Here is a 25005-nt window from a genome sequence, read left to right as displayed (position 1 = left end):
TGCTAGACTCGCGGCGGGGAACCACATTCAACTCAACCCACACTACATCCGTGGATGGTCTAGACATGCGAGAAACTTCAGGGGGCACCGTCTTCGCCCGGTATCGGCGCGGCGCAGCACTGCTGGCCGTGGCTATGATGGTGGTGGCGCCGTCGGCGCTGGCCGCACGTGGCGATCGCACTGCCACGGTGGAGCCGGCCAAGGCCGCACCGGTGGTACGCAACACCGTCGACGAACTCAAGCAGTTGATGGATGCGCAGCAGCTCACCGAGCTGCGTACCACCTACAACGGCAACTACGGCGCCAGCCTGCTGTTCAACGCCAATACCCTGACCTACTACGTGGCCCTGTTCCAGGAGAAGAATTTCTGGCGGGTGATCAAGACCGATGCCGTCGACAACGCCGAGCGTGTCTACCGCACCTTCGCGCAGCAGTCCGAACAGCTGGCGCAGGTCTACATCGACACCACCCGGCTGGAAGCCGGCAAGCGCTACACCGAGCGCCTGGTGGCCTACAACGAAGAGCGCCTGCGCACCCTGCAGCAGGAAATGGAACAGCAGCAGGCGCAGTCGGCGCAGGTCAGCGCAGCGCTGCAGCAGGCCCAGCAGCAGGCGGTCAGCCTGAGCACCGACGTGCAGAGCACCAACAGCCAGCTCGATGCGCTGCAGCGACGGATCCAGATCCTGCAGGCCGAACAGGGCAACCCGGAGCTGAGCCTGCCCAAGCCGGATGCGGCGACGGCACCGGCCGCCGCCAGCGACGGCCGCTGAGGTCTTCCGGGCCTGTAGACCAGAACGGCACCTTCGGGTGCCGTTTTTCGTTGTGCTCAACGACAGGCCTCGCGTACCGCGTCATCCAGCTGCCTGCGCTGCAGGTAGTCGAGCCTGCGCGGCCTGGCCAGCGTTGCCACCTGCCGCCGGCGCGCCCGCTCGCAGCCACGCGGGTCAGCCGTGATCGATATCAGCGCGCCCTGTGCGCGCCCGCGCCGTGGCGTCCGCCTGCTACCGCTGCGGGCAGGCTGCACGACTGCAGGTGTGGGCCCGCGTGCCTTCGACTCGGCACCGGGCACTTCCCAGCGCCACTCCGCGCGTCCCTGGCAGGGCGTCTGCTGGTAGACCGGATGCTCACCTCCGGTGCACTTGTACACGTTGGTCTGTGCCATCGCTACAGCAGCCAACAGCAGTGCAGGCAGCACTGCCCATCCCGGCATCTTCATGACTGGCCCTCACGCGTCCGATGGCCATGGTTGCCATCAGCACCGGCCTGCCGCCAGAGCGAGTCGCGTCAGCGTGACGACCACGCCAATCCGGCACAGCCGTGCAATGCACATCGCCCATCGTGCGCTGTACTGCCGCAGGCGCCGGCCAACCCGCAGGCGTCTTCCCTCCCTTTCGCCAAGGAACCTGCAATGAGCAATTTCGTGACCGTCAATGATGGCGCCCGCATCTTCTACAAGGACTGGGGCACCGGCCAGCCTGTCGTATTCGCCCATGGCTGGCCACTGTCGTCCGATGCCTGGGACCCGCAGATGCTGTTCATGGGCCAGAACGGCTACCGCGTGATCGCCCATGATCGCCGCAGCCATGGCCGCTCCAGCCAGACCTGGGACGGCAACAACATGGACACCTACGCCGATGACCTTGCTGCCGTTCTGGATGCGCTGGACGTGAAGGACGCGATCCTGGTCGGCCATTCCACCGGCGGTGGCGAAGTGGCGCACTACATCGGCCGCCATGGCATTAAGCGCGTGGCCAAGGTGGTGCTGGTCGGCGCGGTGCCGCCGCTGATGCTGAAGACCGAAGGCAATCCGGCCGGCACCCCGCTGGAAGTGTTCGACGGCATCCGCAAGGGCACCGGTGGCGATCGTTCGCAGTTCTTCAAGGATCTGGCCACGCCGTTCTTCGGCGCCAATCGTGATGGCAACAGCGTCACCGAAGGCATGCGTGATTCGTTCTGGCTGCAGGGCATGCTGGGCGGCGTGAAAGGCCAGTACGACTGCATCCACGAATTCTCGGAGGTGGACTACACCGACGACCTGAAGAAGATCGACGTACCGGCTCTGGTGGTGCATGGCGATGACGACCAGATCGTGCCCTTCGATGCTTCGGCCAAGCTGTCCTCGCAGATCATCCGCAACGCAGAACTGAAGGTGTACGCCGGTGCACCGCACGGCCTCACCCTGACCCATGCCGATCAGTTCAACGCCGACCTGCTGGCGTTCGCACGCAGATGACGTATCGCGGCGGCGCCCGTGCGCCGCCGCTCCTGCCATGGAGCCGGCCAGCGGCCGGCTCAATCACGGGACCATCAGATGTCGCTGTGGTGATGCGGCGCCGCCGCCGGCAACGGATCATGGCCGCCAACGAAGTGACGCACCACCGGCGCGCGCTCGCCGCGATGCAGCGCGCGCAGCGCCTCCTGGATCGCCTTGTCGTCGGCGGTGATGCGTTCATGCTGGCGCAGGTGCTCCAACCACGACGCTGCGACGAAATACTCCAGATGGATGCCCGGGGTTGCCACATCTTCGACCACGCCCCAGACCACGGCACCATCGCGCCGACGGATCGTTCCCAGCGTGCGCATCTGCGCCTGGAACGCGGCGCGGTCGGCGGCATCGATGCGATATTCGATGGTCACCAGCACCGGTCCGCGATCATTCGACACCGGCACCGATAGTTCCGGTGCGGGCCAGTGCCCGGCCGGGCTCAGGTTCAGATCTTCGGCGCCTGCAATGCGTACCCGCCACACCAGCAGGCCGCCGATGACCGCGCCGGCTGCAGCCACCAGCAGTGCCAGCTCGGGCGATGTGCGCTGCGCCAGTGCGCCCCAACTCAGCCCACCGGCCGCCATGCCGGCCGAGAACACCATGATGTACAGGGCAAGCGCACGCGCCCTCACCCAGGCCGGCACCGCCGTCTGTGCTGCGATCTGCAACGAGGACAGTACGGTGATCCAGGCAAAGCCATTGACCAGCATCACCAGCGGCAACACGTACCAGCTGCGGGTCAGCGCCAGGCCGGCCAGGCTTGCCGCCAGCGACAAGGTGGCCAGCAGCACCAGCAGGTCGCGATCAAGCCTGGCCCGCAGCTTCGGCAGCAGCAGCGCACCGCCCACCGCACCGATGCCGATGCAACCCAGCAGCACGCCGTACTGCCCCGCTCCGCCCTGCATCTGCCCGCGCACCACCACCGGCAGCATCGCGTTCATCGCCGCGGCGAAGAAGAAGAAGCCGGCCGATTTGATCAGTACCGCCTGCAGGCGGCCGGCACGGCTGGCATAGCGCAGGCCCGCCTTGAGGCCAGCGCCGAACCCTTCGGGCGGCAGGCTGGACGCCTTCGGATCACGCTTCCAGCCCCACACCACGAACAGCATGGCGGCAAAGGTGATGGCGTTGAACCCGAAGGCCCACACCGCACCCAGCTGGGCCACGATCACCCCGCCGATGGCCGGCCCGATGGAACGGGCGATGTTGATGCCGATGGAGTTGAGTGCCACGGCCGAGGCCAGCATCGGCTGCGGAACCAGCTCGGAGACGATCGCGGCCTGTGCCGGCATCGCCATCGCCGCACCGCAGCCCATGCAGAAGGTCAGCAGCACCAGCAGCTGCGGCGTCAGCAGGTCCAATGCCGTGAGCACGGCGGTCGCTCCCGCCACCAGCAGCATCCAGCCCTGGGTGAACAGCAGGTACTTGCGGCGGTCGACGATGTCGGCCAGGGTCCCGGCCGCCAGCGCCAACAGCACGATCGGCACGGTGGTGGCCGACTGCACCAGCGCGACCATCAGCGCCGAACCGGTGCGTTCGGCCATCACCCAGGCCGCAGCCACGTCGTTGACCCAGGTACCGATGTTGCTGGCCAGGATCGCCAGCCAGATCGAGCGGAACATGCGGATCTTCAACGGCGACCATGCGCCATCGACCTGCGGGGAGTGTTGTGACGCCGATGCGTTCACCATTGCCAAGCTCCAACGATTGAGGCGAACAGCGTGTCCCGGCCGCCGGCCTGCGTCAGTGCAGGACCCGCGTCGACCCAGGCCAGCTGCAGCTGCCATTGCCAGTGGTCATTGACCTGCCAGCGGGTTTCGGATTTGTACTGGGTACCGATGCGGCGTGCGCCTCCGGCACTGCCGGGCAACGCTGCCAACGGTGCCGGCGTGGTATAGACCGCATCGGCGCGCCGATGCTTCCACGCCAGCTGCACACCCACATCGGTGGTCACCGCCTCATGCAGGCGCAGTGCCAGTGTCGGTTGCAGATCCATCAGGTTGGCCGGTGCCAACAGGCTGGCTTCGCTGAAATAGGCGGACTTGGGAAACAACGCATTGAACGTACCCAGTCGACCATCACCCGGGTCTGCGTCGCCGCTGGCAATGTCGGCCTTCAGGCCAAGGCGCGGTTGCAGCGGCAGCGCGCTCCAGCGCCAACCGGTATCGGTGGCGAGGGTCCAGGCGCGGATGTCCAGATCGCCGGTCACCGCCCGCAGTTCACCGCCCTGCGCCGCCAGTTCGGTATTCCAGTCCAGCGCACCCGACTGGCCGAACCAGCGCGCGCCCAGGGTCTGCCGCCGCTCGGTGCCGCTGCCCGCGGCGAAGCGCGCGCCCTCGCGACGATAGTCGAGCAGGTAAAGGTCCCACTGGCTGATGCCAGCACCCTTGGACGTGGTCGCATACGCGCCGAGCAGGTGTGCACCGCCCTCACCGCGGTCATCGAAAGCGCCCGGGCGGTTCTCGACCGGGCGCAGCGCCATCAGGTCCAGTGCGCCCAGCCTGCCCTGCCACCCCACCCGCGCACCATCGAAGGCCAGGCGGATGTTCGGCCCGTCGCGCACCGACAACAGGCGCGAGCTGCCATAGCCCGCTTCCTGCCGGCCCAGCTGCACGTGCATGCCAGCGCCGGACCAGCGCCAGTACGCCTGCTGCACGTCCAGCGCGCCGCGATCGGTACGACCTGGGCCGCCGGCCTTGCCGCGCTCGGCATGCGTACCCAGCTGCAGCTTCGCTTGCCAATCACCCTGCGCGAAAGAGGCAGAAGCCAGCGCACGCAGCAGGCCGTAGCCATCGTCGCCAGCACCGACGCCAAACCGGGTCGGGGCGTAGTACATGCCACGCAGGCGCAGCGATGCATCCCACTGCAACTGGCCGTCGCCAACCGTGGTACAGGCACCACCGTCGCAGGCCAGCGCCAACGACGGCAACACCAGCGATGCCAGGGTCAGAACGCGAAGCACGAACACCCCATCGCGCCCCAGAACGCGGTCAGGTCGTCGGTTGGCGCCGGATGACGAACCGCATGGCCATGCGCACCATGGGTGCTGCAGGCCACACCATGGTGGTGATGACGGTGCGCCGCAGCCAACCCGGTCGCCCCGCCACCGACGTGGTAACCACCGAAGCGGTTCACCGGCGACCAGTCCGGCATCGCCGGAGGCAGCTGCGGCGCCAACCCGGCGTAGTCGCCGTCGCCATGCACGATGCGGCCACCCACCACGGTCAGCAGGCTGGTGATGTCGGCGATCTGCTGCTCATCGACGCGGAAGAAGTCTGCCGACAGCAGGATGAAGTCGGCCAGCTGGCCCACCTTCAGCGTGCCCTTCACCGCTTCGTCGCCGGAGAACCAGGCGCTGCCCTGTGTCCACAGGCGCAGGGCCTGCTCGCGCTCCAGCAGGTTCTCATCGCCGTACAGGGCCAGGCCGCCGACGGTGCGTCCCGTCACCAGCCACGACAGCGCCACCCACGGGTTGTAGCTGGCCACGCGGGTAGCATCGGTGCCGGCGCCGACCGGCACGCCCTCGGCCAGCATCCGCTTCACCGGTGGCGTGTGCCGCGCCGCCTGCACGCCATAGCGCTGCACGAATGCCTCGCCCTGGTAGGCCATGCGGTGCTGCACGGCGATGCCGCCGTTGAGTGCACGGATACGCTCGATGTTGCGCGGGGTGATGGTCTCGGCATGGTCGATGAACCAGTGCAGGCCATCGAACGGCACCTCACGGTTGACCTGCTCGTAGACGTCGAGGATGCGGCTGATGCTTTCGTCGTAGGTCGCATGGATGCGGAACGGCCAGCGCTTCTCCACCAGCAGCTTCACCACATCGTGCAGCTCCGGCTCAAGTTCCGGTGGCAGTTCCGGGCGCGGCTCGTTGAACAGTTCAAAGTCGGCTGCGGAGAACACCAGCATCTCGCCGGCACCATTGTGGCGCAGCAGGTCATCGCCCTGGCGCGGTTGCAGCATCTCGCTCCAGCCACGGAAATCGCTGACCTCGCTGCCCTTGTTCTGGGTGAACAGGTTGTAGGCGATGCGCACGGTCAGCTGATCATCGCGATGCAGCTGCTCGATGACCTGGTAGTCCTCGGGGTAGTTCTGGAAACCGCCTCCGGCGTCGATCACCGAGGTGATGCCCAGGCGGTTCAGCTCGCGCATGAAATGGCGGGTTGAATTGGCCTGGTACTCGACCGGCAGCTTCGGCCCCTTGGCCAGGGTCGCATACAGGATCAATGCATTCGGCTTGGCCAGCAGCAGGCCGGTCGGGTTGCCCAGCGAATCGCGCACGATCTGCCCGCCGGGCGGGTCCGGCGTTTCCCTGGTATAGCCACAGGCACGCAGCGCGGCGCGATTGAGCAGCGCGCGGTCGTACAGGTGCAGCAGGAACACCGGCGTATCCGGAGCGATGTCGTTCAGCTCCTGCAGGCTCGGCAGGCGCTTTTCGGTGAACTGGGTCGCGGTGAATCCACCGACCACGCGCACCCACTGCGGCGCGGGCGTGCGGTCAACCTGCGCCTTCAGCATGGCCATCGCATCGGCCAGTGAACGCAGGCCATCCCAGCGCAGTTCCAGGTTGTAGTTCAGGCCACCGCGGATCAGGTGGGTGTGGCTGTCATTGAGTCCGGGCACGATGCGCCGCCCCTGCGCATCGACGATCGTGGCTTCGCTGCCCCAACCGCGCATGATGTTCTCGTCGCTTCCCACGGCGACGATACGGCCGTTCTGCACGGCCAGTGCCTGCGCATGCGGCTGCTGCGGATCAAGCGTGGTGATGCGTGCATTGCGGATGACCAGTGTGCTCATGCGACGCTCCTTGGAAGGGGATTGGATGGCCGCGGCGGTACCGCCAGCCAGGCCCAGCGCCAGCGCGGCACTGGTGGCCAGCACCACATTGCGGCGGCCAGGATCGAGAGGTTCGTTGTTCACGCGATGTCTCCAGAAAGAAGCAGACCATCCACCGCCCATGCACCGGGCCCGGCCAGGGCGATGGCCAGCAGTGCCAGCGTCCACAACAACGGATACTCGGCACCGCCGCGCATCCAGAACCACCCGTTGCGCAGCGCCAGCAGGGCGGTGAAGGCGATGAAGGCGGCAGCGACAAGCGCGGCGATCCGGGCCTGCCAGCCCAGCATCACAGCGCTACCGGCCACCACCTGCAGCAGCGCCAGCAGCAGTGGCAGCGGCGCCGACGACGGCAGACCGAAGCCACGCAGTTCGCCGGCAAAACCTGCCAGGCCTGGCCCGTTGAACCAGCCGAACAACTTGCCCAGCGCATGCGGCAGCAGAAATCCTCCCGCCGCCACCCGCAGGATCAACAAGGCCAGGTCGAGGCCATGGCCATCGCGCACGCTCAGTGCCCGCCTTCCTGCGCGCCGAACATGGTTTTGGCGTACTGGATGCCGACGCCATAGCCACCCGCATGGTCACGGGCGATGCCGGTGGTCAGGTCGTAGGTTTCAGCACGCGCCCAGTCGCGCTGCAGTTCCAGCAGGTACTGCACGCTGGTGATCGGCACGGCACCGGCCTGCACCATGCGGGCGATCGCACGTTCGTGCGCCTCTTCGCTCACATCGCCGCAGGCATCGGTGATCACGTAGACCTCAAACCCCTGCTCCAGCGCCGACAGCGCCGGGCCGACGATGCACACACTGGTCCACAAGCCGGCGAGCACCAGCCGACGCTTGCCGATGCGGTTCACCTCATCGATCACCGGCTGGTCTTCCCAGGTGTTCATCGACGTGCGATCGAACACCGCCTGGCCGGGGAAGATCGCCGGCAGCTCCGGGAACATCGGGCCGGAGAACGACTTCTCGGCCACCGTGGTCAGCAGCACCGGCACGTTGAAACCTTTGGCACCCTTGCTGATCAACGACACGTTGTTGCGCAGCGCGGAGATGTCGATGGTGTGGGTGGCAAATGCCATCTGCGACTGGTAGTCGATCAGTATCAGGGCGTGGTCGGCCGGTGACAGCAGTGCTTTGGCGGGGGTGGCGGTGGCGAGGCTCATGGGTGGACTCCGGTGGAGGAAACAACAGGGGGCTGGGAACGGGCCGCGCCATCGGCCAGATACTGGCCGGGACTGCAGCCGGTCTCGGCGCGGAAGCTGCGGACGAAGTGGCTCTGGTCGAAGAAGCCAAGATGCTGGGCCAGGCAGGTCATCGACTGCGCGGCCGTCGGCAGCAACTGCGTGGCGCGTTCGATGCGCCGACGGCGCACGTAACGCAGCGGACTGGCGCCGGTACCCATGCGGAACAACCGCACCAGATGGAACCGGCTTACGCAGGCAACGGCAGCCAGCTCGGTCACCCGCAGCGGCTGCGACAGGTGCTCGTCGATGTAGCGCAGCGCACGCTGCAGGGCAGCCGACTGGTGCGGTGCCAACGTGGTTGCGGACAGGGCAGGAGGCTGGACGGTAGCCATGAAGGAGCGCCGCGACGGGAGTACACATGGTGTGCCGCCGGCTGCGATCGCCCTACCCCCGTCGGTCGAGGCCGGCGCTCACCCATTCGGGGGAGGCCGGCGCTGCAGCAGGCGGCGGCCGAACAACCGCGCATCCAGCGAATACGCGCCCGGCCCCAGCATGAGCAGGGCCAACGGCAGCAGCAGCCAGGGCAGCGCCGCGCCCTGCCCGTACAACCCCGGCACCGCCAGCAGCACCGCCAGCGGGGTCAGCAGCCCGGGCAGCAGCAGGCCGATCGCCGCCAGGCACATCAGTCCCGGCACACCGGCCGGGCTTCCGCCCGCCAACAGCCCTCCTGCCACGCACAGGCGCAGCCACAGCAATCCCAGTCCGGGGCCGCGGTCAGGGAACATCACATACAAGCGCTGCATCGCCGGGCTCCGTCATCCATCACGGCGTGATAGCGGACACCGAAGCGGTACGCCTACCCCGAACGGGTCACCCCGGCCTGCCCCGCACCTGCCAGAATGACCACATGCGTGGCCGCCCCTTCCCCTTCCTGCGTCGCCTGCCGGCGCTGCTGTCGTGCCTGCTGTTGTTGACTGCCCTGCCCGTCTTCGCCGTGCAGCAACCCGCAGTGAGCGATGGCATGCCCGGCTATCAGCACACCGCCTGGCGCGTCGGCCAGGGCGCCCCGGGGGATATCTGGGATATCGTCCAGGACCGCCAGGGCATGTTGTGGCTGGCGACGGGTTCGGGCCTGTACCGCTTCGACGGCCGGCGTTTCGAGCGGCAGGCCGCACCGGCAGGCACCCGTTTTCCCTCCACCAACATGGTTACCCTCGGCCTCGATGGCGGCGATGGTGGCCTGTGGATCGGCTACTTCCAGGCAGGCATCAGCCAGTTCACGCAGGAACGCCTGCGCAGCTTCGGCCGCCCGCAGGGCGTGCCGGTGGGTGTGGTCCCCCGCTTCGCGCATGACCGCAACGGCCGCCTGTGGGCTGCCGTCAATGGTGGCCTGCGCTGGTTCGATGGACGTCGCTGGCAGCAGCCGCCGGCTTCCTTCGGCCTGCCGCAGAGACGCGTGCAATGGGTGCTGCAGGACCGCCACGGCACGTTCTGGGTGCTGGCGGACCTGCAGATATGGCGTCGCCCTCCTGGCGCGGCCCGCTTCGAAGCCACCGGCATCGCGGTCTCGCAGATGGCCTCGCTGGTCGAGAGCCCGCGCGGCGAAATCTGGCTGGCCGACCGCGTGCGCGGCACGTCGCCGCTGGCCAACGCGCATGGCCTGTTGCCCGCCGAGGAACGTGAAGCACGGCGGCTGCCCGGGCTGGTCGCCTCGCGTCTGCAGTTCACGGCCGACGGGGCCCTGTGGGCCACCCTCAGCCCGCACGGTGGCGTGGCCCGGGTCACCTTCGACGGCCAACAGGCTGTGCGCATGGAGCGCTTCGATGCCGCGCAGGGCCTTACCGCGACGTCGGCAGTGCCGGTCCTCGCCGATCGCGAAGGCAACATCTGGGTAGGCACCAACCTCGGCCTCAACCGCTTCCGCGCGCACAGCGTGCAGACCTTGGCCGTGGGGCCTACCGATCCGTACCGGTCATTGGTACGCGCCAGTGATGGCCGGGTGTATGGCTATGGCGAAGACCTGAAGCTGTTCGACCTGCGGCGTCCGCTGCTGGGCGGCAGCGCTGCGCAGCTGCAGGCCGCGGCACGGCAGGCACCCACTCCGGTATGGCAGTTCGACTGGATCAATCTGGCGCGCACCGTCAGCGGCCACACCACCCTCATACCGCTGCCGGCACCGTTCACCGGGCAGCCACTGCACGCCCTGCTGTTTGCCGATGCGGACCAGGCCTGGGCCTGCGCCGGCGAACGCGCGGTGCTGCACTACACGGACAACCGCTGGCGTCGCGAAACCCGGCTTCCCGAGCAGGCCTGTTCGTCGCTGGCGCGTACCGATGACGGTGCGCTGCTGCTGGGCTACGCCGATGGCACCCTGCGCCGCCTGCACGGCGCTACGGTCAACTCCTACGGCGCCACCGAAGGACTGTCGGTAGGCCCGGTAACCGCGTTGCTGCAGCACAAGGATCTGCTGCTGGTCGCCGGCGAGGCCGGCCTGGCCGCGCGTTTCGGCAACGGCCGCTTCCTGCCGGTGCGCACCGACATGGCCGGCGTGCTGGAAGGCATCACCGGCATGGTCGCCGATGCGAACGGGCTGCTCTGGCTCAACGGCAGCCGCGGCCTGGTGCGGCTGCAGGTTGCCACCCTGCGCAGCGCGCTGCGCAACGATCAGGCGATAGCTCCCCGCCTGTTCGACGCGGTTGACGGCATGCCGGGCATCGCCCTGCAGAGCGGCCCCATCCCCACTGCGGTACTGGCGGCTGATGGCCTGCTGTGGCTTGCCACCAATCAAGGCCTGGCGTGGCTGGACACGCGGCAGTCGCACATCAACACCATGGCGCCTGGCGTGCGCATCGGTGACGTGCTGTATGGCAGTACCCAGGCGCCGTTGCAGGAGGGACTGCGCCTTCCGGCCGGCACTACCCAGCTGCAGATCGACTATGTCGCGCTGTCGCTGGCGCGGCCGGAGCGCAACCGCTACCGCTACCGACTGTCCGGCGTGGACGACGCTTGGCAGGAGGCCGGCGCGAGCACGCGCGCCTATTACACCAACCTCGCACCGGGCCATTACCGCTTCGAGGTGGAAGCAGCCAACGAAGATGGCATCTGGAGCAGCACGCCAGCCAGCCGCAGCTTCCACATCGCACCGACGTTCCTGCAGACCGCCTGGTTCAAACTGTTGTGCGTCTGCGTGGTGATGGCTGCGCTGGCGCTGGCCGTGCGGGTCCGCAGCCGGCAGCTGGCGGCATTGTTCCGCGCCCGCCTGCAGGAACGCAACGGCGAGCGCGAGCGCATTGCGCGCGATCTGCACGACACCCTGCTGCAGGGCAGCCAGGGACTCATCCTGCGCCTGCACGCCATCAGCCAGTCGGCACAGACACCAGAGCCGGTACGCACCCAGCTGGAATCGGCGATGCTGCTGGCCGAGCGCAATCTGGCCGAAGGCCGGGAACGGGTCAACGCGCTGCGTGACGCACCGTTTGCCGGCCGCGATCTCGCCTCTGCACTGGCCGACGTGCATGCCGAATATGCAGGCCAAGGCACCAATCCACTGCGCTTGACCATGGAAGGCACCCCGCCGCCGCTGCAGGCCGAAGCCGCCGAGGAAGTGTTCCTGATCGGGCGCGAGGCCATCCGCAACGCGCTGCGGCATGCGCAGGCCAGTGCCATCGAAGTGGAACTGTCCTACGGCACGCGCTGCTTCCTGCTGCATGTGCGCGACGATGGCGTCGGCATCGCCAATGACAACGCCGGCGGCGGACACTGGGGCATGCAGGGCATGCGTGAGCGCGCACAACGGCTGGGTGCGGAGCTGCAGTTGTGGACACGCCCCGGCCTGGGTACCGAAGTCGCGCTGTCCGTGCCGGCGCGTCGCTTGTATCACCGACATCCATCGCGTTGGCGTTGGCCCTGGAGCAGAACCTCCCATGACTGAATCCCTCCCTCCCATCGGCGTGCTGGTGGTTGATGACCATCCGCTGTTGCGCGATGGCCTGGCCGCACTGCTCGGCGCACATGCCGACCTGCGCCTGCTCGGCGAAGCAGCCGACGGCGAGGAAGCCCTTGCCCGCTACCAACAGCTGCGCCCGGATGTGGTGCTGATGGACCTGCAGATGCCACGCATGGATGGCGTGGAAGCAATCGTGCGGATCCGTGCGATCGATCCCCGCGCACGCATCATCGTGCTGACAACCTACCGCGGCGACGTGCGCGCCGTGCGCGCGCTGCAGGCCGGTGCCAGCGCCTACCTGCTGAAGGACATGCTGCGCCACGAACTGGTGGCCACCATCCGCACCGTGGCCAGTGGCCGCCGCGCACCGATACCGGCGGAAGTGGCGGCCAGCATCGCCGCGCACGTGGTGGAAGACCGGTTGTCGCCACGCGAAACCGAAGTGCTGCGCCACGTGGCCGGCGGCCTGTCGAACAAGCGCATCGGCGAACGCATGCAGATTTCCGAGCAGACGGTGAAGGCACACATGAAGAGCCTGATGGAAAAACTGGGCGTTGGCGACCGGACGCACGCGGTAACCCAGGCACTGCGTCGCGGAATCATCAGCCTGGATGACACCGGTCAGGAGTGAAGGGGCTTCGGCCGGGCTGCGCCCTGCACCCGCAGAGGCCGAAGCAACAGCAACAGCCGAAGCAACAGCAACAGCAACAGCAAAAGCCTGCATTCCTTGGGATGGCGGGGAGGGGACAGATGGCGGGGGACGCTGCAAGTACGTCCATGTAAGCTCGGTCGCGCCATCCATGGCGCTCACGCCCCCGCCATCTGCCCCCTCCCCGCCTCCGACGATTTCCCGCGACTGTCGGATGTCATGGCCGCTCTTGGTGGGTGTCGACCTTGGTCGACACGTAGATCCACGCCATGCGTGGATGCTCTTCGATCAATTGTCGAAATATTCGATTTCGATTGGATTTGATCCAAGCGAAGCACAGATGGACCAACAGACACCGGACAACTGTCGAAGGCGGGGCGGTGTCGGATTGCGGGGTGTCAGCCGCATGGATGCGGCTGCCAAGCCTACAAGGACGTACTTGCGGCGTCCCCGCCATCCGACACCGCCCCGCCCCCCACGGAATACCCGCTGTTGCTGTTGCTGTTGCTGTTGCTGCTGAGGTTGCCGGCCAGCGGCCGGCACTACAGCAGGTGCAGGGCGCAGCCCTGCCGAACCACCCTCAACGCAGACGGATCAGCAGGCTGCCACCGGCGCAGATCGTCGCCAGCCACGCCACGCCGTGCCAACCCCACTGCGCCAGCGCCAGGCTGCCCAACGCACCGCCGCCAGCCATGCCGATGAACATGCCGGTGAACAGCAGTGCATTGAGGCGACTGCGCGCCGGCGGCACCAGGCCGTAGACCAGGGTCTGGTGCGCGACCAGCGCCGACTGGAAACCGAAGTCGAACAGCAGCGCGCTGACCACCAGCAACGGCAGCAGCGCCACGGCCGGCAGCCACGCATCGACCAGCAACAGCGCAAAGCCAACCAAGGCGACGGCAATCGCCAACCGCGCGACTGCAGGGCTGCCCAACCGATCTGCAAAACGACCGGCAACCGGTGCCGCCAATGCACCCGCAGCACCGGCAATGCCGAACGCACCCGCGGCGGCACTGCCCAGGCCCAGCCGTGCGTGCAGCATCAGCGCCAGCGTCGACCAGAACGCACTGAAGCCCACCGCCAGCAGCGACTGGCTGGCCACGGCGCGGCGCAGCTGCGGCTGCTCACGCCAGAGCGCCAACAACGAACCCAGCAGCGCCGGATAACGCAGCGTACTGGTCGCAGCGAAGTGCGGCAGTGCGCGTGCCATCACCGCCCCCATCGCCAGCACCGAAAGCGCTGCGAGGCCGAACTGCACGCGCCAGCCCCAGGCTTCGGCCACCACGCCGCTGACCACGCGCGACAGCAGGATGCCCAGCAGCAGGCCGGTCATCACCCTGCCCACCACCTGCCCGCGCTGCGCATCCGGTGCCAGCACCGCGGCGGCCGGCACGATGTCCTGTGCCAGCGTGGCCATCAGCCCCACCAGCAGGCTGGCAACAAGAAGCCCCGGCAACTGGCCGGCCAAGGCGGCCGCCCCCAGGGCCAACGCCAGCAGCACCGACTTCAGCAGGATCAGGTTGCGCCGGTCGAAGCGGTCGCCCAACGGAGCCAGCAGCAGGATGCCCAGCGCATAGCCCAGCTGGGTCAGGGTCGGCACCAGGCCCACGGCACGCTCGCCCGCAGCCAGATCCTGCGCGATCAGGCCCAGCATCGGCTGGCTGTAATAGAGCGAGGCCACCGAAAAGCCCGCGCCGGCGGCCATGGCCAGCACCAGGGACGGGGCGGGCGCAGCGCGTCGCGCAGAGACGACGGTTGAGAGCGAGGGAGCGGGCATGGAAGGCACCAGGGAGAGAATTGGAGCCTAGCGTGCCTACATTCGCGAGGCGTCTGTAGTAGGCTCAACAACATACTTTACATACGCCATACGCATGAACGATCTCGCATCGGGCGGCGACCGCCTGGACCTGCTGCGTACCTTCCTGCGCATCGTCGACAGCGGCAGCCTTTCGGCCGCCGCCATGCAGCTGGGCACCACCCAGCCCACCGTCAGCCGTCGGCTTCAAGCCCTGGAACGGCAACTGGGCCTGCGCCTGCTGCAGCGCTCTACCCACGGCCTGCTGCTGACCGAGGACGGCCAGCGCTGCCAACGCCATGCGCAGCGGGTGGTGGACGAATGGGAAGCGCTGCAGGCCGAGCTGCACGGGCAGACACAGAGGCTCAGCGGCCGCCTGCGGGTGATGGTGCCGCATGCGTTCGGCCAGGCGCAGCTGCTGCCCACCATGCTCGACTTCCTGGCCCAGCATCCACAACTGAGCTTGGAGTGGATCCTGGAGGACCGCCGCCCGGACTTCATCGCCGAAGGCATCGACTGCGCGGTGCGGGTCGGCGCGGTCGATGAACCGCGCGTGGTTGCCCTGCCGCTGGCCGAAGTACCTCGCATTGTCGTGGCCGCACCGTCGCTGGCCGATGCGGAGTCGATCACCAGCCCCGAACAGGCGCAGGCATTGCCGTGGATCTCGCTGGTCACCTACTACCGCGAACGTCTGCTGCTGCACGACGCGCAGGGCCGTGCGCACACGCTGTCGATCACGCCGCGCCTGCTGAGTGACAACCTGTTCGTGGTGCAGCAGGCCGCACGTGCGGGATTGGGGGCCGCAGTGGTGTCGGCCTGGCTGGTGGCCGAGGATCTGGCCGAAGGCCGGTTGGTGCAGCTTTTAGCGGACTGGCAGGCTCCACCACTGCCGGTGCATCTGGTGTTCCCCGCTGCGCGACAGCAACCGCTGCGCCTGCGCGCCTTCATCGATGCGATGAAAACCACGCTGCCGCAGCTGCATGGTATGCGGCCGGCACCGCGCTAGGCGCTACCGGCCGCATCACTGCGAAGCGTGGTCCTGCTTCGCCACGGCATTCCATGCAGCGACCTTTGCCTTGGTGTCGGCCAGCATCTTGTCCAGCGCCGCGCGATCGTACACATCACCGCGCAGGATCACGCTGTCGATCTTTTCGGTGGCAGCGATGTCCTGCAACGGGTTGGCGGTCAGCAGCACCAGATCGGCCGCCTTGCCCGTGGCGACGCCGCCATAGCGCTGCATCTGGCCGAACCAGGCCGGGCCGGAGCGGGTCGCGGCGGACAGCGCCTGCGGTGCGCTCAGGCCTTCCTTCACGAACAGCTGCAACTCCTGGTGCAGGCCGATGCCGGGGTAGTTGAACGAATTGAGGAAGCCAGCATCGGTACCGGCAATGATCGTCACTCCCGCTTCCTGCAGCAGCGGCAGCACCGCAGCCACCTGGTGGTACTGCGCATGGCGCGCCTCGATCTGCGCCGGGGTGGCCTTGGCCGCCCGTTCGATGCGCCAGGTGTAGGTCGCGCGCAGGCCCGGGCCGATATAGGCCAGATACGGGTCGTTGGCGTGGTCGTCCTGGTCGAGGAAGTCGAGGATGCGGCCACCGTTGAGGGTCGGCGTCACGAATACGCCACGCTTGGCGAAATCACGGTAGGCATGCAGCGCGGTTTCGCGATCGAAGCTGGCGTCGAGCCGGCGGTTGGCTTCGGCGCGATCGATGCGCCCGGCGCCGAAATCGGCCGCGATCTGCGCCTCGTCCTTGCTGCCAGCCTTGAAGGCATAGTCCAGATGCTCGATCGAGGCCAGGCCCGCATCCACGGCCTGCTCCACCGTCAACGCCATCGGAATGTGGCCCGAGGCCTTGAGACCCGCCTTGCGCGCCGCGCTGGCCGAGTACAGGAACAGCTCCGGCGTCAGCGTGCTGTCGGTGATCTTCACGAAGTCGACCTTGTCGTGCTGCAGGCGCTCGATCGCCTTGTCCGCGTCGGCCTTGCTGCCCACTTCGATGGTGCCCTTCCAGACCGGCTTGATGCCTTCGATTTTCGCACCGGAGGTCAGCAGGCGCGGACCGAACAGCGTGCCGTTGGCGATGTCGCCGCGCCACTGCAGTACCTGCTGCGGAAGATCACCGGAGCAATCGCGGATCGTGGTGATGCCATGAGCGATGTATAGCGGCAGCAGCGCCTTGTTCTCTTCCACCAGCGCCGGCCCGCCGCCGAAATGCACGTGCATGTCCCACAGGCCTGGAATCAGGTACTTGCCCTTGGCGTCGATCTGCCGGCTGGCGCTCCACTGGCTGCGTAGCTGCGCATCGGGACCGACCGCGACGATGTCCTCGCCACGGATGACCACGCTCTGCCCGGGCACGCTGCGTGCGTGCTCGACATCGACCACCGTGGCGTTGCGGATCAGCAGATCGGCGCGCTCGGCGGCAGACGCCGACAGCGGTGCAACGGCAAGAAGGACGGCAAGGGACAACGGATGGGAACGGAACATGGACGGCATCCTGGTGGGCACGGCAGCGTGCGGGTGGAAGGGGCGGGTGTCAGCGCGTCGCGCCATGCTGGCGCAGCAGGGTTTCGATGTTGGTGTAGCCGCGTTGCTTGGCATGCGCCAGCGGCGTTACGCCGTCGCCATCGGCAAGCTCGGGGTTGGCGCCGGCGTCCAGCAGCAGCTGTACGATCTGCACGTGACGCGGGCCCCCATCGCCAAGCAGGATCGCCTCCAGCAGTGCAGTCCAGTGCAGGCGGTTGACATGATCCACGGCCACGCCGGCGCGCAGCAGCGTACGCACGGTGGCGACGTGGCCGCGTTCGGCCGCAGGAATCAGCGCGGTACCGCCATAGCGGTTGGTGCTGCGCAGGTCTGCACCGTGGGCGAGCGTCAGCGCCAGGATCTCATCCAGGCCGCGCGCGCCGGCATACAGGTACGCGCTGTCCTGCATCGCGTCCTTGGCATTGACGTCGGCACCGGCCTCGATCAGTTCCCGCGCCGCGTCCACGCTGTTGCCGTGGGTGGCCAGCAGCAGGGCCGTGCGGCCCTGGCCGTCACGCGCCTCCAGATCAGCACCCGCATCCAGTGCCTCGCGCACGGCGCGGGCATCACCGCGGCTGGCGGCATCGCGCAGCTGCGCATCGGCGTCGCTTCGGGAAGTCGCCGTACACGCCGGGATGACCATGGCCAGCAGGCACAGCAGCAGCATACGGGCCAATGCCGAACGGCGCTGCCGGGAGCGAGGGTGGTGCATCGTGACTCTCCTCATGCGCAATGGCGCCGACCATTGCCGGCCCCTGCCCTGCATGGTAGAAGTCGGCACGGGTATCCAGAAGTGAAATGTTCAAATGCAAGACAGTGCCAAATCGAATAGAACAGTGTTCGAACTGGACCTGCTGCGGGCCCTGGTGATGGTCGCCGACTGTGGCAGCTTCACCACCGCGGCTACCCGCCTGCATTCAACCCAGTCCACGGTCAGCCAGAAGATCCGCCGCTTGGAGGAGCTTGCCGGCCACCGCCTGCTTGAACGCGGCCACCGCGACGTGCATCCCACCGACGCCGGGCACACCCTGCTGGGCTATGCCCGGCGCATGCTGGATCTGAACGAGGAACTGGCCCAGGCCTTGGCCGGCGCCACCGTGGAGACCGCGGTGCGCATCGGCGTGCCGGAGGACTTCGTGAACCCGCAGACCACGCGCATGCTGGCCGCCTTCAGTCGCCGCCACCCGCAGGTCAAGCTGGAAATCAGCAGCGGCCTCAGCCGTGATCTGGCCCATGGCTTCGACCATGGCGAGCTGGACCTGGTGCTCGTCAAGCAGCGTCGCAACACCCGCCAGGCTGTGCACTGCCGGCGCGAACCGATGCATTGGATCGACAGCCTGCGCAGCAGCAGCCTGCAGCAGGACCCGCTGCCACTGGTCACCTTCCCGCCGCGCGGGCTGTACCGCGACGAGATGATCCAGGCCGTCGAGGCCTTGGGCCTGCGCTGGCGCATCGCGTTCACCAGTTCCTCGCTGAGCGGCATCCAGGGCGCGGTGGCCGACGGCATCGGCATCAGCCTGCTGCCGCGGCGCGCGGTCAACCGCGAACACCGCATCATCGATGGGCAGCGCGACCTGCCCCTTGTCGACAACTACGAGATCGGCCTGCTGCATCGCGCCGATGCCGATGATGCGGTGCGTGCGCTGGCCAGTGAGTTGTGGCGACAGGTGCAGCGCGAGCCGGAATAGTCGGCAGGGCTGCGCCCTGCACCGCATTGGTAGTGCCGGCCGCTGGCCGGCAACCTCAACGGCAACGGCAACAGCTGGTTTCCTGTGGGGTGGCGGGGTGGCATGGCCTGCTCTTGGTAGGTGTCGACCTTGGTCGACCAGTAGATCCACGCCACGCGTGGATGCTTTTCGAGATATTCGATTTCCAATGGAGATTCATCCACGCATGGCGTGGATCTGCTGGTCAGCGGGAACCTGTCGGAGGCGGTGCGGTGTCGGATTGCGGGGCATCCGCGCCATGGATGGCGCGGCTGAGCCTACAAGGACGTACTTGCGGCGTCCCCGCAATCCGACACCGCACCGCCCTACCTCAGAATGCCGCTGTTGCTTCGGCTGTTGCTGTTGAAGTTGCCGGCCAGCGGCCGGCACTACCAGGTGCTACCGGGCTCGGCCCGGCCGCTACAGCCAGCGACCGTCGACCACCACGCGTCGCTCGGCCGGCACTGCGGCCACCGCCGCCGGGCCATGGTCGGCACGCACCGCCACGAAGGTGGCCGGACGACCTTCTGCAATGCCGTACTGCGGCAACCCGATCACCTCCGCCGCATGGGTGGTGACCATGTCCAGCGCCAGCATCAGGTCCGCATCGGTGTAGAAGCCCGACCGATAGCCCAGCAGCATCGCCCGCTGCAGCAGGTCGCCATTGCCATAGGGCCACCAGCAGTCACGGATGTTGTCGTTGCCGGCGAACACGCGCACACCGGCGTCGTGCAGAGCACGCAGCGGCGGGAACGGATGGTCGCCCGGCGCATTGCTCATGATCGCTACGCCTGCGGCAGCCAAGGCCTCACCCACCTGCAGCGCCCGCGCCAACGGCACCTCGCCCAGCGCATAGGCGTGACTGACCGCCACCCTGCCCTGCAGGCCCGCCGCGCGTGTGCGCGCGGCGATCCGCAGCAGCTGCGCCAGGCCGGTCTCGCCCGGCTCGTGCAGATGGATGTCCAGACGCACGCCATAGCGCTCGGCCAGCCCGAACAACAACGCAAGCTGGCCTTCGGCATCCCCGTCCAGCGTGCTCGGGTCGATGCCTCCAAGCACCTCCACCCCGGCAGCAATCGCCTGTTCCAGAATGGCCGCCGTACCCGGGCACGACATCACGCCCGCCTGTGGGAATGCCACCCACTGGATGCGCATGATGTCGGCACAACGCAGCGCCGCTTCACGCACCGCCTCCAGGTGACGCAGGCCGGTGCTGCCATCGATGTCAACGTGGCACCGCATCGCCACCGTACCGAATCCGCTGCACTGGCGGATCAGGGCCTCGGCACGATCGGCCATGGGTGCGGCGGTGGCAATCGCGGCCTTTTCCACTGCCAGACGCTCGCGCAGGCTGTTCACCGGCTGATGCGGGTGCCAGCGGTCGCCGACGAAACTCTTGTCCAGGTGGATATGGCCGTCGACCAGTCCAGGCAGCAGGGTAAAGCCGGTCAGATCGACGCTTTCGGCTCCCTGTGCTGCTGCATTGTCGCCATTGATGCCGACAAACCGGCCATCACGGATGTGGAAATGCAGCGGGGCACCGTCGCGATCGACGCCACCATGGACGAACTGCAGGGTCATCAGGTTCTCCCGGAAAGCCAACACTGGCGCCATCCTGCCCGCCGCCGCGTCCATCGGCCAACGAAATATCTGCATGCCATGCATTCACCGGCACGATGAATCCCGTCCGCGACCGTGCGCCGCAGGGACGCCGGATACACGCCTGAACGGGTAACATGGGCACCTGTTTCCGCTGTGATGCCGCATGGGCCCGTCCGACCGCCACGATCGTCTTCGCCGCTGGCAGGCCGCGTCCCTGCTGGCCGCTGCCCCGATCGCCAGCCTGTCCGCCACCGATGCCAGCGCCAGCGCGCCCCTGCAGGCGCCGCCGGGCCAGCAGCGGATTGCCTCCGCCGCGCTGGTGGAGGTACTGCACCAGCGCGTGCTGGCCGGCCAGAGCGCCACCGCCACCCTGGAAAGCTGGTGCGCCGAGCACGGCCTGGCCGAGCAGGCCCGGGTCCGTGCCGTGCGTGTGCACGGCCAGGACAAGACCGCGCCGGCCGACGTGCTGCAGGCCCTGGGCGCCACTGCCTCCACGCCCCTGCGTTACCGGCGCGTGCAGCTGGCCTGCGGCAGCCGCGTGCTGTCCGAGGCCGACAACTGGTACCTGCCCGACCATCTCAGCCCGGCCATGAACCAGGTCCTGGACACGACCGACGAACCGTTCGGCCGCGTGGTCGGTCCGCTCGGCTTCCAGCGCCAGACCGTGACCGACCAGACGTTCTGGCCGCCGCGCGGCGATGGCGACCATGGAGTGATCCTGGAAGTGCGCGCGCTGCTGCGCGACCGCCAGCAGCAGCCTTTCAGCTACGTCATCGAGTCGTACCTGGTGCAGGCGCTGCCGTAATGTTTCATCCGCCCGGCATGTCCCGACCTACTGGGTGGTGATGCCGTTGGCAGCCGGATCGGTGGAGAACACGAAGCGTCCCGAATGCAGGTTCCGGCCCAGGGTGTACTCGGCCGTTGCGAATGCATAGACGGGAGGCGTGTTGCCCTTCCCGAAGGAGCGCGCCCAGGCGCTGAAACCGTCTTCGGTCCGGCTGCGGATCTCGCCGAGGCACAAGCTGTAGCCGCATGCGAACGAGACCACGTCCGTATTCCCGTCCAGCGCCGCAGTCACCGCTGACCTGTACAGCCCGGTCAGATCCTGTGCTTCCGGTTGGCGTGCGGCATCCTGCTCGAATTGGCTGACCGCCTGTGCGAATGCTCTGTTGGAACCGACCACCGCATGGAATCGTTCAACGGACATCGCCCCCTCACTCAACAGGCTGCGCTCGCCGGTGAGGAACGTTCCTTCCGCTGGCTTGGCCGCCGCAGCAATGACTGCAGACCCGGGCGAAGCGGGAGCGGTGTGCAGGGATGTTGCAGCATCGCGTATCCGTGTTGCTGCCTCAACCCGGTCGGCAGGCGCCATCGTGGCATCCTGGGCAGCGGCTGCCGGTGCTTCTTCTTTGCTGCTGCAGCCCGCGACTGCGAGCACCACAACCATCAGATGACGAACGTCCATGCGTTGTTTCCTCCCTGCTGATTGGGTGAGCATGCCATTGCTTGGCGCTGGAAGCGAAGTGCCACACAAAGAAAGGCCCGGCAATGCCGGGCCTTTCGTTTTGCATCGCTTAACGGAACCGGTAATCCAGCTGCACCCAGAACTGACGGCCATACGGGTCGTAGTTGCCGACCGGATAGAACGGCCAACCGCCACCGTTCTTGTCTGCCGGCGGGCGGCTGTCGCGCAGGTTGTTGACGATCACGCCAACCGACAGGTTTTCGCCGAACTGGCGGAACACGCTGGCGTTGTAGGTCATGTACGGTGCGATGCGGCCACTGCCATCGGTCTTGGGCAGCGAACCGAAACGGTTGCCATACAGCGTCGTGGTCCAGTCGCCCTGGTTCCAGGTGATGCTGCCATTGGCCTTGCTGCGCCACTGGTAGTCATCCAGCGAATTGCGGATGTCGCGCACTTCGTCATCGGCGAACTGCTTGTACTCATGCTCCAGCACCAGGGTGTAGGCCAGGCGCGTGGTGAAGCGGCCATAGCGACCCGCATCGAAGCGCCAGTTGCCCTTCAGGTCTATGCCGCGCACCGACTCCGATGCCGCATTGATCGGGTTGATCAGTACGCGGGTCACCTGGTCCGGCTGCACGGTGGCAGTGGAGGGGTTGCGGATCACCCGCGAAAGCGCGTCCTGGCACAGCGACGAGCTGATGTCGCGCGTTTCGCCGCCGAGGGTGCGGCCCAGCCGGCAATCGGCCTCATCACGCAGGATGCGGCTGGTGTCGAGGCTGGTCACTTCGTTGTCGATGCGGATGTCGTAGTAGTCGGCGCTGAAATCCAGCCCGGACAGTGGCGACCAGACCACGCCGAAGCCATACGACTTGGCCGACTCGGGCTGCAGCTGCGGGTTGGCGCGGTTGCTGTAGTCGATCGACAGGCCGTTGTAGTCGCAGTTGTCATACGACTGGCCGGCGGTGCGGCAGCGCCAGTAGTCGGTCATGCCGGGGTTGTAGCCTCGGGTCTCGGTGGCGAACACATAGTTCATGTCCGGCGCACGGAAGCTGGTGGCCGCGGTGCCGCGGATCAGCAGGCTTTCGATCGGACGGAATTCGACACCGAAGCTCCAGGTCGCCTTGCCGATATGCTCGCCGCCGGCGCGGTACTGGTCGTAGCGACCTGCCAGGGTGGTGGTCAGCGACTGCAGCAACGGCAGCTGCAGTTCAACACCGGCCGCATAGCGGTCACGTTCGCCACCAGCACCGATGCCGGCGCTGGTGTTCCAGAATTCGCCGGTGCCCAAGCGCGGGTCCGGGCGATTGCGGTAGCCCTGGCTGCCCGCTTCGACCACCGCGGCCAATGCGGCATCGCCACCGGACAACGCGAACAGGCGGCCGTTGACCGTCGCGCTGAAGGTCTGCAGCCACGCGGCATTGCGGCTCTCCTGGTAGTCGGACAGGCGGCCGTACTCATCGGGCGTCAACGGCTGGAACAGGCGCGCAGGGTCTGGTGCATAGACCTCCACGCCGTTGCGCACGCCCAGCTGCGGGCCCAGCAGGTACTCGTTGATGCCGGCCAGCAGCACCGGGCGGCGCGTGCGGTTCTCGTAGCGCGAGCGGCTGTAGACGGCCTCGTAGTCCCAGCCGCTGTCGCCGATCTGGCCACGCGCACCGACGTTGAACGACCACGAGTTTTCCAGGAAGCGATTGGCATTGCGCGGCAGGCCGCCGATTTCCTCCGGCGCGAAGCGGCGGTACCAGCTCTCCAGGTTGCCCGTGTTCTGGTTGTAGAAGTAGTTGCGTGACGAGGTCCAGGTGGGCGCACGGGTATTGTTGTTGATCCGTGCGCTGCCCAGCGCGACATCCGCAAACAGGTCGGTGGTCTCGTTGACGTGGAAGGTCAGCAGGCCGTAACCGTTGAGGTTGCGCTTCTCGGTCTGCACGGTCCAGTAACTGGCAGCGGCTTCGTTGCTGCCGCAGTACCAGCCCTGGCGCGGGTTGTTGGCGCGCAGCACGCTGCCACCGTAGATGGACGAAGCCGCATCGCAGCCGGCGGCGCCCGGATCGATGTTGCGACCGGTGGCTGCATTGCGACGATAGGCGACGGCCGTCGGCTGCGGCGCCTTGCCGGTGGGGTCATCGTCCAGCGAATCCATGAAATCGCGCTGGCGCGCGTGGATCGCCTTGCGCACGTCCAGTTCGAAGCCGAACAGGCCTTCCCAGCGGTCGCCCGAGCTGCCTCCCACCACCTGCACGCGCTGGTTGTCACCACCGCCCTGCTGGGTGCCGCCGGCACGCACGTTGACGTCCACGCCGTCGAAGCGGTCCTTGAGGATGATGTTGACCACGCCGGCGATGGCATCGGAGCCATACACCGCAGACGCCCCCGCAGCCAGCACCTCGATGCGCTCGATCAGCGCACTGGGGATGTTGGCCAGGTTGACCACGTTCACCGAGCCTTCGTAGGCCAGCGGATAGTCGGCCTGGCGTCGGCCGTTGACCAGCACCAGCGTGCGGTTCGGGCCCAGGCCACGCAGGTTGATGGTGTTCGCCGCCGGGGTGAAGGTATTGCCGAAGTCCTCGCCCTGCACGTTGCCGGTGTTCTCGGTGAGCGCGCTCAACGCATCGAATGCATTGCGATAGCCCTGCGCATCGATCTGCTCGCGGCTGATCACCGTGACCGGCGACGGCCCCTCGACACTGGCACGCGGGATGCGCGAGCCGGTGACCTTCACTTCCTGCAATGAGGTGGGTGCGCTTTCCTGCGCGAAGGCCGGCAACGAGGCCAGCATCAGGGACGACAAGGCAAGCACCAGCGGACGCGGGCGCAGCGCCAGGGAAGAGGCGGACATGGGCTACCTGGGGGAGTTGGGCGGGTGGTCCGGGGCGCTGGCGACGGTGTGCGCATAACGATCCCGTAACGAAAGTGTCCTGAACGGATGGTTGCAACGGAAATGACCAGGCTTGATGGCGTTATGCCTGAACCGAATCAGACCGCAGCCAGCGACCGCGCCGCATTTGCAACTTCTTTCATTGTTCCCCCTCG

The 25005-nt window shown here is 67.3% G+C and carries 21 protein-coding genes; 7 read left to right on the top strand and 14 right to left on the bottom strand.

What is annotated here, in order from left to right; genetic code table 11:
• The first annotated feature begins 65 nt into the window (after nucleotides 1–65).
• Nucleotides 66–770 carry a DUF2968 domain-containing protein gene (locus BW38_RS16005; protein ID WP_025878535.1) on the top strand — a complete coding sequence of 235 codons (705 nt, stop codon included), beginning with the start codon at nucleotides 66–68 and terminating at the stop codon, nucleotides 768–770.
• A gap of 56 nt (nucleotides 771–826) precedes the next feature.
• On the opposite strand, the gene BW38_RS16010 is transcribed toward BW38_RS16005, so the two are convergent.
• Entirely contained in the window at nucleotides 827–1210 is a 384-nt protein-coding gene (locus BW38_RS16010) for a hypothetical protein (protein WP_032975354.1), read from the bottom strand.
• Nucleotides 1211–1408: 198 nt separating this feature from the next.
• Here BW38_RS16010 and BW38_RS16015 point away from each other — a divergent pair, with 198 nt between their 5' ends.
• Entirely contained in the window at nucleotides 1409–2233 is an 825-nt protein-coding gene (locus BW38_RS16015) for an alpha/beta hydrolase (RefSeq protein WP_032975287.1), read from the top strand.
• Nucleotides 2234–2307: 74 nt separating this feature from the next.
• On the opposite strand, the gene BW38_RS16020 is transcribed toward BW38_RS16015, so the two are convergent.
• The 7 genes from BW38_RS16020 to BW38_RS16050 form a co-directional block, all read right to left on the bottom strand.
• On the bottom strand, nucleotides 2308–3954 hold the full coding sequence (locus tag BW38_RS16020) for an MFS transporter (protein WP_032975286.1): 1647 nt from the start codon (nucleotides 3952–3954) through the stop codon (nucleotides 2308–2310).
• On the bottom strand, nucleotides 3948–5231 hold the full coding sequence (locus BW38_RS16025) for an alginate export family protein (RefSeq protein WP_032975285.1): 1284 nt from the start codon (nucleotides 5229–5231) through the stop codon (nucleotides 3948–3950). The genes BW38_RS16020 and BW38_RS16025 overlap by 7 nt, the downstream gene beginning before the upstream one ends.
• Nucleotides 5210–7060 (bottom strand): amidohydrolase, encoded by a 1851-nt coding sequence (locus BW38_RS16030; protein ID WP_200867497.1) that lies wholly within the window; start codon nucleotides 7058–7060, stop codon nucleotides 5210–5212. Before BW38_RS16030 ends, BW38_RS16025 begins: the two co-directional genes overlap by 22 nt.
• Before the next feature lie 119 nt (nucleotides 7061–7179).
• Nucleotides 7180–7605 (bottom strand): DoxX family membrane protein, encoded by a 426-nt coding sequence (locus BW38_RS16035; protein ID WP_025878529.1) that lies wholly within the window; start codon nucleotides 7603–7605, stop codon nucleotides 7180–7182.
• Nucleotides 7606–7607: 2 nt separating this feature from the next.
• On the bottom strand, nucleotides 7608–8264 hold the full coding sequence (locus tag BW38_RS16040) for a hydrolase (protein WP_032975283.1): 657 nt from the start codon (nucleotides 8262–8264) through the stop codon (nucleotides 7608–7610).
• Nucleotides 8261–8677, bottom strand: a complete 417-nt coding sequence (locus BW38_RS16045) for an AraC family transcriptional regulator (RefSeq protein WP_025878527.1) — start codon at nucleotides 8675–8677, stop codon at nucleotides 8261–8263. The genes BW38_RS16040 and BW38_RS16045 overlap by 4 nt, the downstream gene beginning before the upstream one ends.
• Nucleotides 8678–8755: 78 nt before the next feature.
• Nucleotides 8756–9088, bottom strand: a complete 333-nt coding sequence (locus BW38_RS16050; protein ID WP_032975282.1) for a hypothetical protein — start codon at nucleotides 9086–9088, stop codon at nucleotides 8756–8758.
• A 104-nt stretch (nucleotides 9089–9192) separates the two neighbouring features.
• Between BW38_RS16050 and BW38_RS16055 the strand changes: the two genes are divergently transcribed.
• Complete coding sequence (locus tag BW38_RS16055; RefSeq protein WP_032975281.1) at nucleotides 9193–12216, top strand: sensor histidine kinase; 3024 nt, start codon at nucleotides 9193–9195, stop codon at nucleotides 12214–12216.
• Nucleotides 12209–12862: a response regulator transcription factor gene (locus BW38_RS16060; RefSeq protein WP_032975280.1), complete on the top strand. Its 654-nt coding sequence runs from the start codon at nucleotides 12209–12211 to the stop codon at nucleotides 12860–12862. Before BW38_RS16055 ends, BW38_RS16060 begins: the two co-directional genes overlap by 8 nt.
• Before the next feature lie 598 nt (nucleotides 12863–13460).
• On the opposite strand, the gene BW38_RS16065 is transcribed toward BW38_RS16060, so the two are convergent.
• The gene (locus BW38_RS16065; protein WP_032975279.1) at nucleotides 13461–14657 is read right to left on the bottom strand and encodes an MFS transporter; all 1197 of its coding nucleotides are present in this window, start codon (nucleotides 14655–14657) and stop codon (nucleotides 13461–13463) included.
• A gap of 94 nt (nucleotides 14658–14751) precedes the next feature.
• On the opposite strand from BW38_RS16065, the gene BW38_RS16070 reads away from it, so the two are divergent.
• Nucleotides 14752–15681, top strand: a complete 930-nt coding sequence (locus BW38_RS16070) for a LysR family transcriptional regulator (RefSeq protein ID WP_032975278.1) — start codon at nucleotides 14752–14754, stop codon at nucleotides 15679–15681.
• Nucleotides 15682–15696: 15 nt separating this feature from the next.
• Here the strand turns inward: BW38_RS16070 and BW38_RS16075 are convergent, their stop codons facing one another.
• Nucleotides 15697–17163, bottom strand: a complete 1467-nt coding sequence (locus BW38_RS16075; protein ID WP_032975277.1) for an amidohydrolase family protein — start codon at nucleotides 17161–17163, stop codon at nucleotides 15697–15699.
• A gap of 49 nt (nucleotides 17164–17212) precedes the next feature.
• Nucleotides 17213–17914: an ankyrin repeat domain-containing protein gene (locus BW38_RS16080; RefSeq protein WP_032975275.1), complete on the bottom strand. Its 702-nt coding sequence runs from the start codon at nucleotides 17912–17914 to the stop codon at nucleotides 17213–17215.
• A 94-nt stretch (nucleotides 17915–18008) separates the two neighbouring features.
• Between BW38_RS16080 and BW38_RS16085 the strand changes: the two genes are divergently transcribed.
• The gene (locus tag BW38_RS16085; RefSeq protein WP_032975274.1) at nucleotides 18009–18890 is read left to right on the top strand and encodes a LysR substrate-binding domain-containing protein; all 882 of its coding nucleotides are present in this window, start codon (nucleotides 18009–18011) and stop codon (nucleotides 18888–18890) included.
• A 438-nt stretch (nucleotides 18891–19328) separates the two neighbouring features.
• On the opposite strand, the gene BW38_RS16090 is transcribed toward BW38_RS16085, so the two are convergent.
• Nucleotides 19329–20489 (bottom strand): amidohydrolase family protein, encoded by a 1161-nt coding sequence (locus tag BW38_RS16090; RefSeq protein WP_032975273.1) that lies wholly within the window; start codon nucleotides 20487–20489, stop codon nucleotides 19329–19331.
• A 184-nt stretch (nucleotides 20490–20673) separates the two neighbouring features.
• Here BW38_RS16090 and BW38_RS16095 point away from each other — a divergent pair, with 184 nt between their 5' ends.
• Nucleotides 20674–21315, top strand: coding sequence for a hypothetical protein (locus tag BW38_RS16095; RefSeq protein ID WP_025878517.1), 642 nt, complete (start codon nucleotides 20674–20676; stop codon nucleotides 21313–21315).
• 27 nt (nucleotides 21316–21342) lie between these two features.
• Here the strand turns inward: BW38_RS16095 and BW38_RS0120520 are convergent, their stop codons facing one another.
• Entirely contained in the window at nucleotides 21343–22008 is a 666-nt protein-coding gene (locus BW38_RS0120520) for a hypothetical protein (RefSeq protein WP_235189902.1), read from the bottom strand.
• 76 nt (nucleotides 22009–22084) lie between these two features.
• A complete protein-coding gene (locus tag BW38_RS16100) occupies nucleotides 22085–24811 on the bottom strand; it encodes a TonB-dependent receptor (protein WP_032975271.1) in 2727 nt (908 codons plus the stop codon).
• Nucleotides 24812–25005 lie beyond the last annotated feature (194 nt).

It is taken from the genome of Stenotrophomonas sp. RIT309 (assembly GCF_000632045.1).
In the GTDB taxonomy this organism is placed as follows: Bacteria; Pseudomonadota; Gammaproteobacteria; order Xanthomonadales; family Xanthomonadaceae; genus Stenotrophomonas; species Stenotrophomonas indicatrix.
This window is presented reverse-complemented; position numbering and strand designations above follow the sequence as displayed.

Bases quoted from the DNA above. Each gene is read 5' to 3' on its own strand.
- BW38_RS16005 (WP_025878535.1), top strand. From the start codon at position 66: ATGCGAGAAACTTCAGGGGGCACCGTCTTCGCCCGGTATCGGCGCGGC.
- BW38_RS16010 (WP_032975354.1), bottom strand. From the start codon at position 1,210: ATGCCGGGATGGGCAGTGCTGCCTGCACTGCTGTTGGCTGCTGTAGCG.
- BW38_RS16015 (WP_032975287.1), top strand. From the start codon at position 1,409: ATGAGCAATTTCGTGACCGTCAATGATGGCGCCCGCATCTTCTACAAG.
- BW38_RS16020 (WP_032975286.1), bottom strand. From the start codon at position 3,954: ATGGTGAACGCATCGGCGTCACAACACTCCCCGCAGGTCGATGGCGCA.
- BW38_RS16030 (WP_200867497.1), bottom strand. From the start codon at position 7,060: ATGAGCACACTGGTCATCCGCAATGCACGCATCACCACGCTTGATCCG.
- BW38_RS16040 (WP_032975283.1), bottom strand. From the start codon at position 8,264: ATGAGCCTCGCCACCGCCACCCCCGCCAAAGCACTGCTGTCACCGGCC.
- BW38_RS16045 (WP_025878527.1), bottom strand. From the start codon at position 8,677: ATGGCTACCGTCCAGCCTCCTGCCCTGTCCGCAACCACGTTGGCACCG.
- BW38_RS16050 (WP_032975282.1), bottom strand. From the start codon at position 9,088: ATGCAGCGCTTGTATGTGATGTTCCCTGACCGCGGCCCCGGACTGGGA.
- BW38_RS16055 (WP_032975281.1), top strand. From the start codon at position 9,193: ATGCGTGGCCGCCCCTTCCCCTTCCTGCGTCGCCTGCCGGCGCTGCTG.
- BW38_RS16060 (WP_032975280.1), top strand. From the start codon at position 12,209: ATGACTGAATCCCTCCCTCCCATCGGCGTGCTGGTGGTTGATGACCAT.
- BW38_RS16065 (WP_032975279.1), bottom strand. From the start codon at position 14,657: ATGCCCGCTCCCTCGCTCTCAACCGTCGTCTCTGCGCGACGCGCTGCG.
- BW38_RS16070 (WP_032975278.1), top strand. From the start codon at position 14,752: ATGAACGATCTCGCATCGGGCGGCGACCGCCTGGACCTGCTGCGTACC.
- BW38_RS16075 (WP_032975277.1), bottom strand. From the start codon at position 17,163: ATGTTCCGTTCCCATCCGTTGTCCCTTGCCGTCCTTCTTGCCGTTGCA.
- BW38_RS16080 (WP_032975275.1), bottom strand. From the start codon at position 17,914: ATGCACCACCCTCGCTCCCGGCAGCGCCGTTCGGCATTGGCCCGTATG.
- BW38_RS16085 (WP_032975274.1), top strand. From the start codon at position 18,009: ATGCAAGACAGTGCCAAATCGAATAGAACAGTGTTCGAACTGGACCTG.
- BW38_RS16090 (WP_032975273.1), bottom strand. From the start codon at position 20,489: ATGACCCTGCAGTTCGTCCATGGTGGCGTCGATCGCGACGGTGCCCCG.
- BW38_RS16095 (WP_025878517.1), top strand. From the start codon at position 20,674: ATGGGCCCGTCCGACCGCCACGATCGTCTTCGCCGCTGGCAGGCCGCG.
- BW38_RS0120520 (WP_235189902.1), bottom strand. From the start codon at position 22,008: ATGCTCACCCAATCAGCAGGGAGGAAACAACGCATGGACGTTCGTCAT.
- BW38_RS16100 (WP_032975271.1), bottom strand. From the start codon at position 24,811: ATGTCCGCCTCTTCCCTGGCGCTGCGCCCGCGTCCGCTGGTGCTTGCC.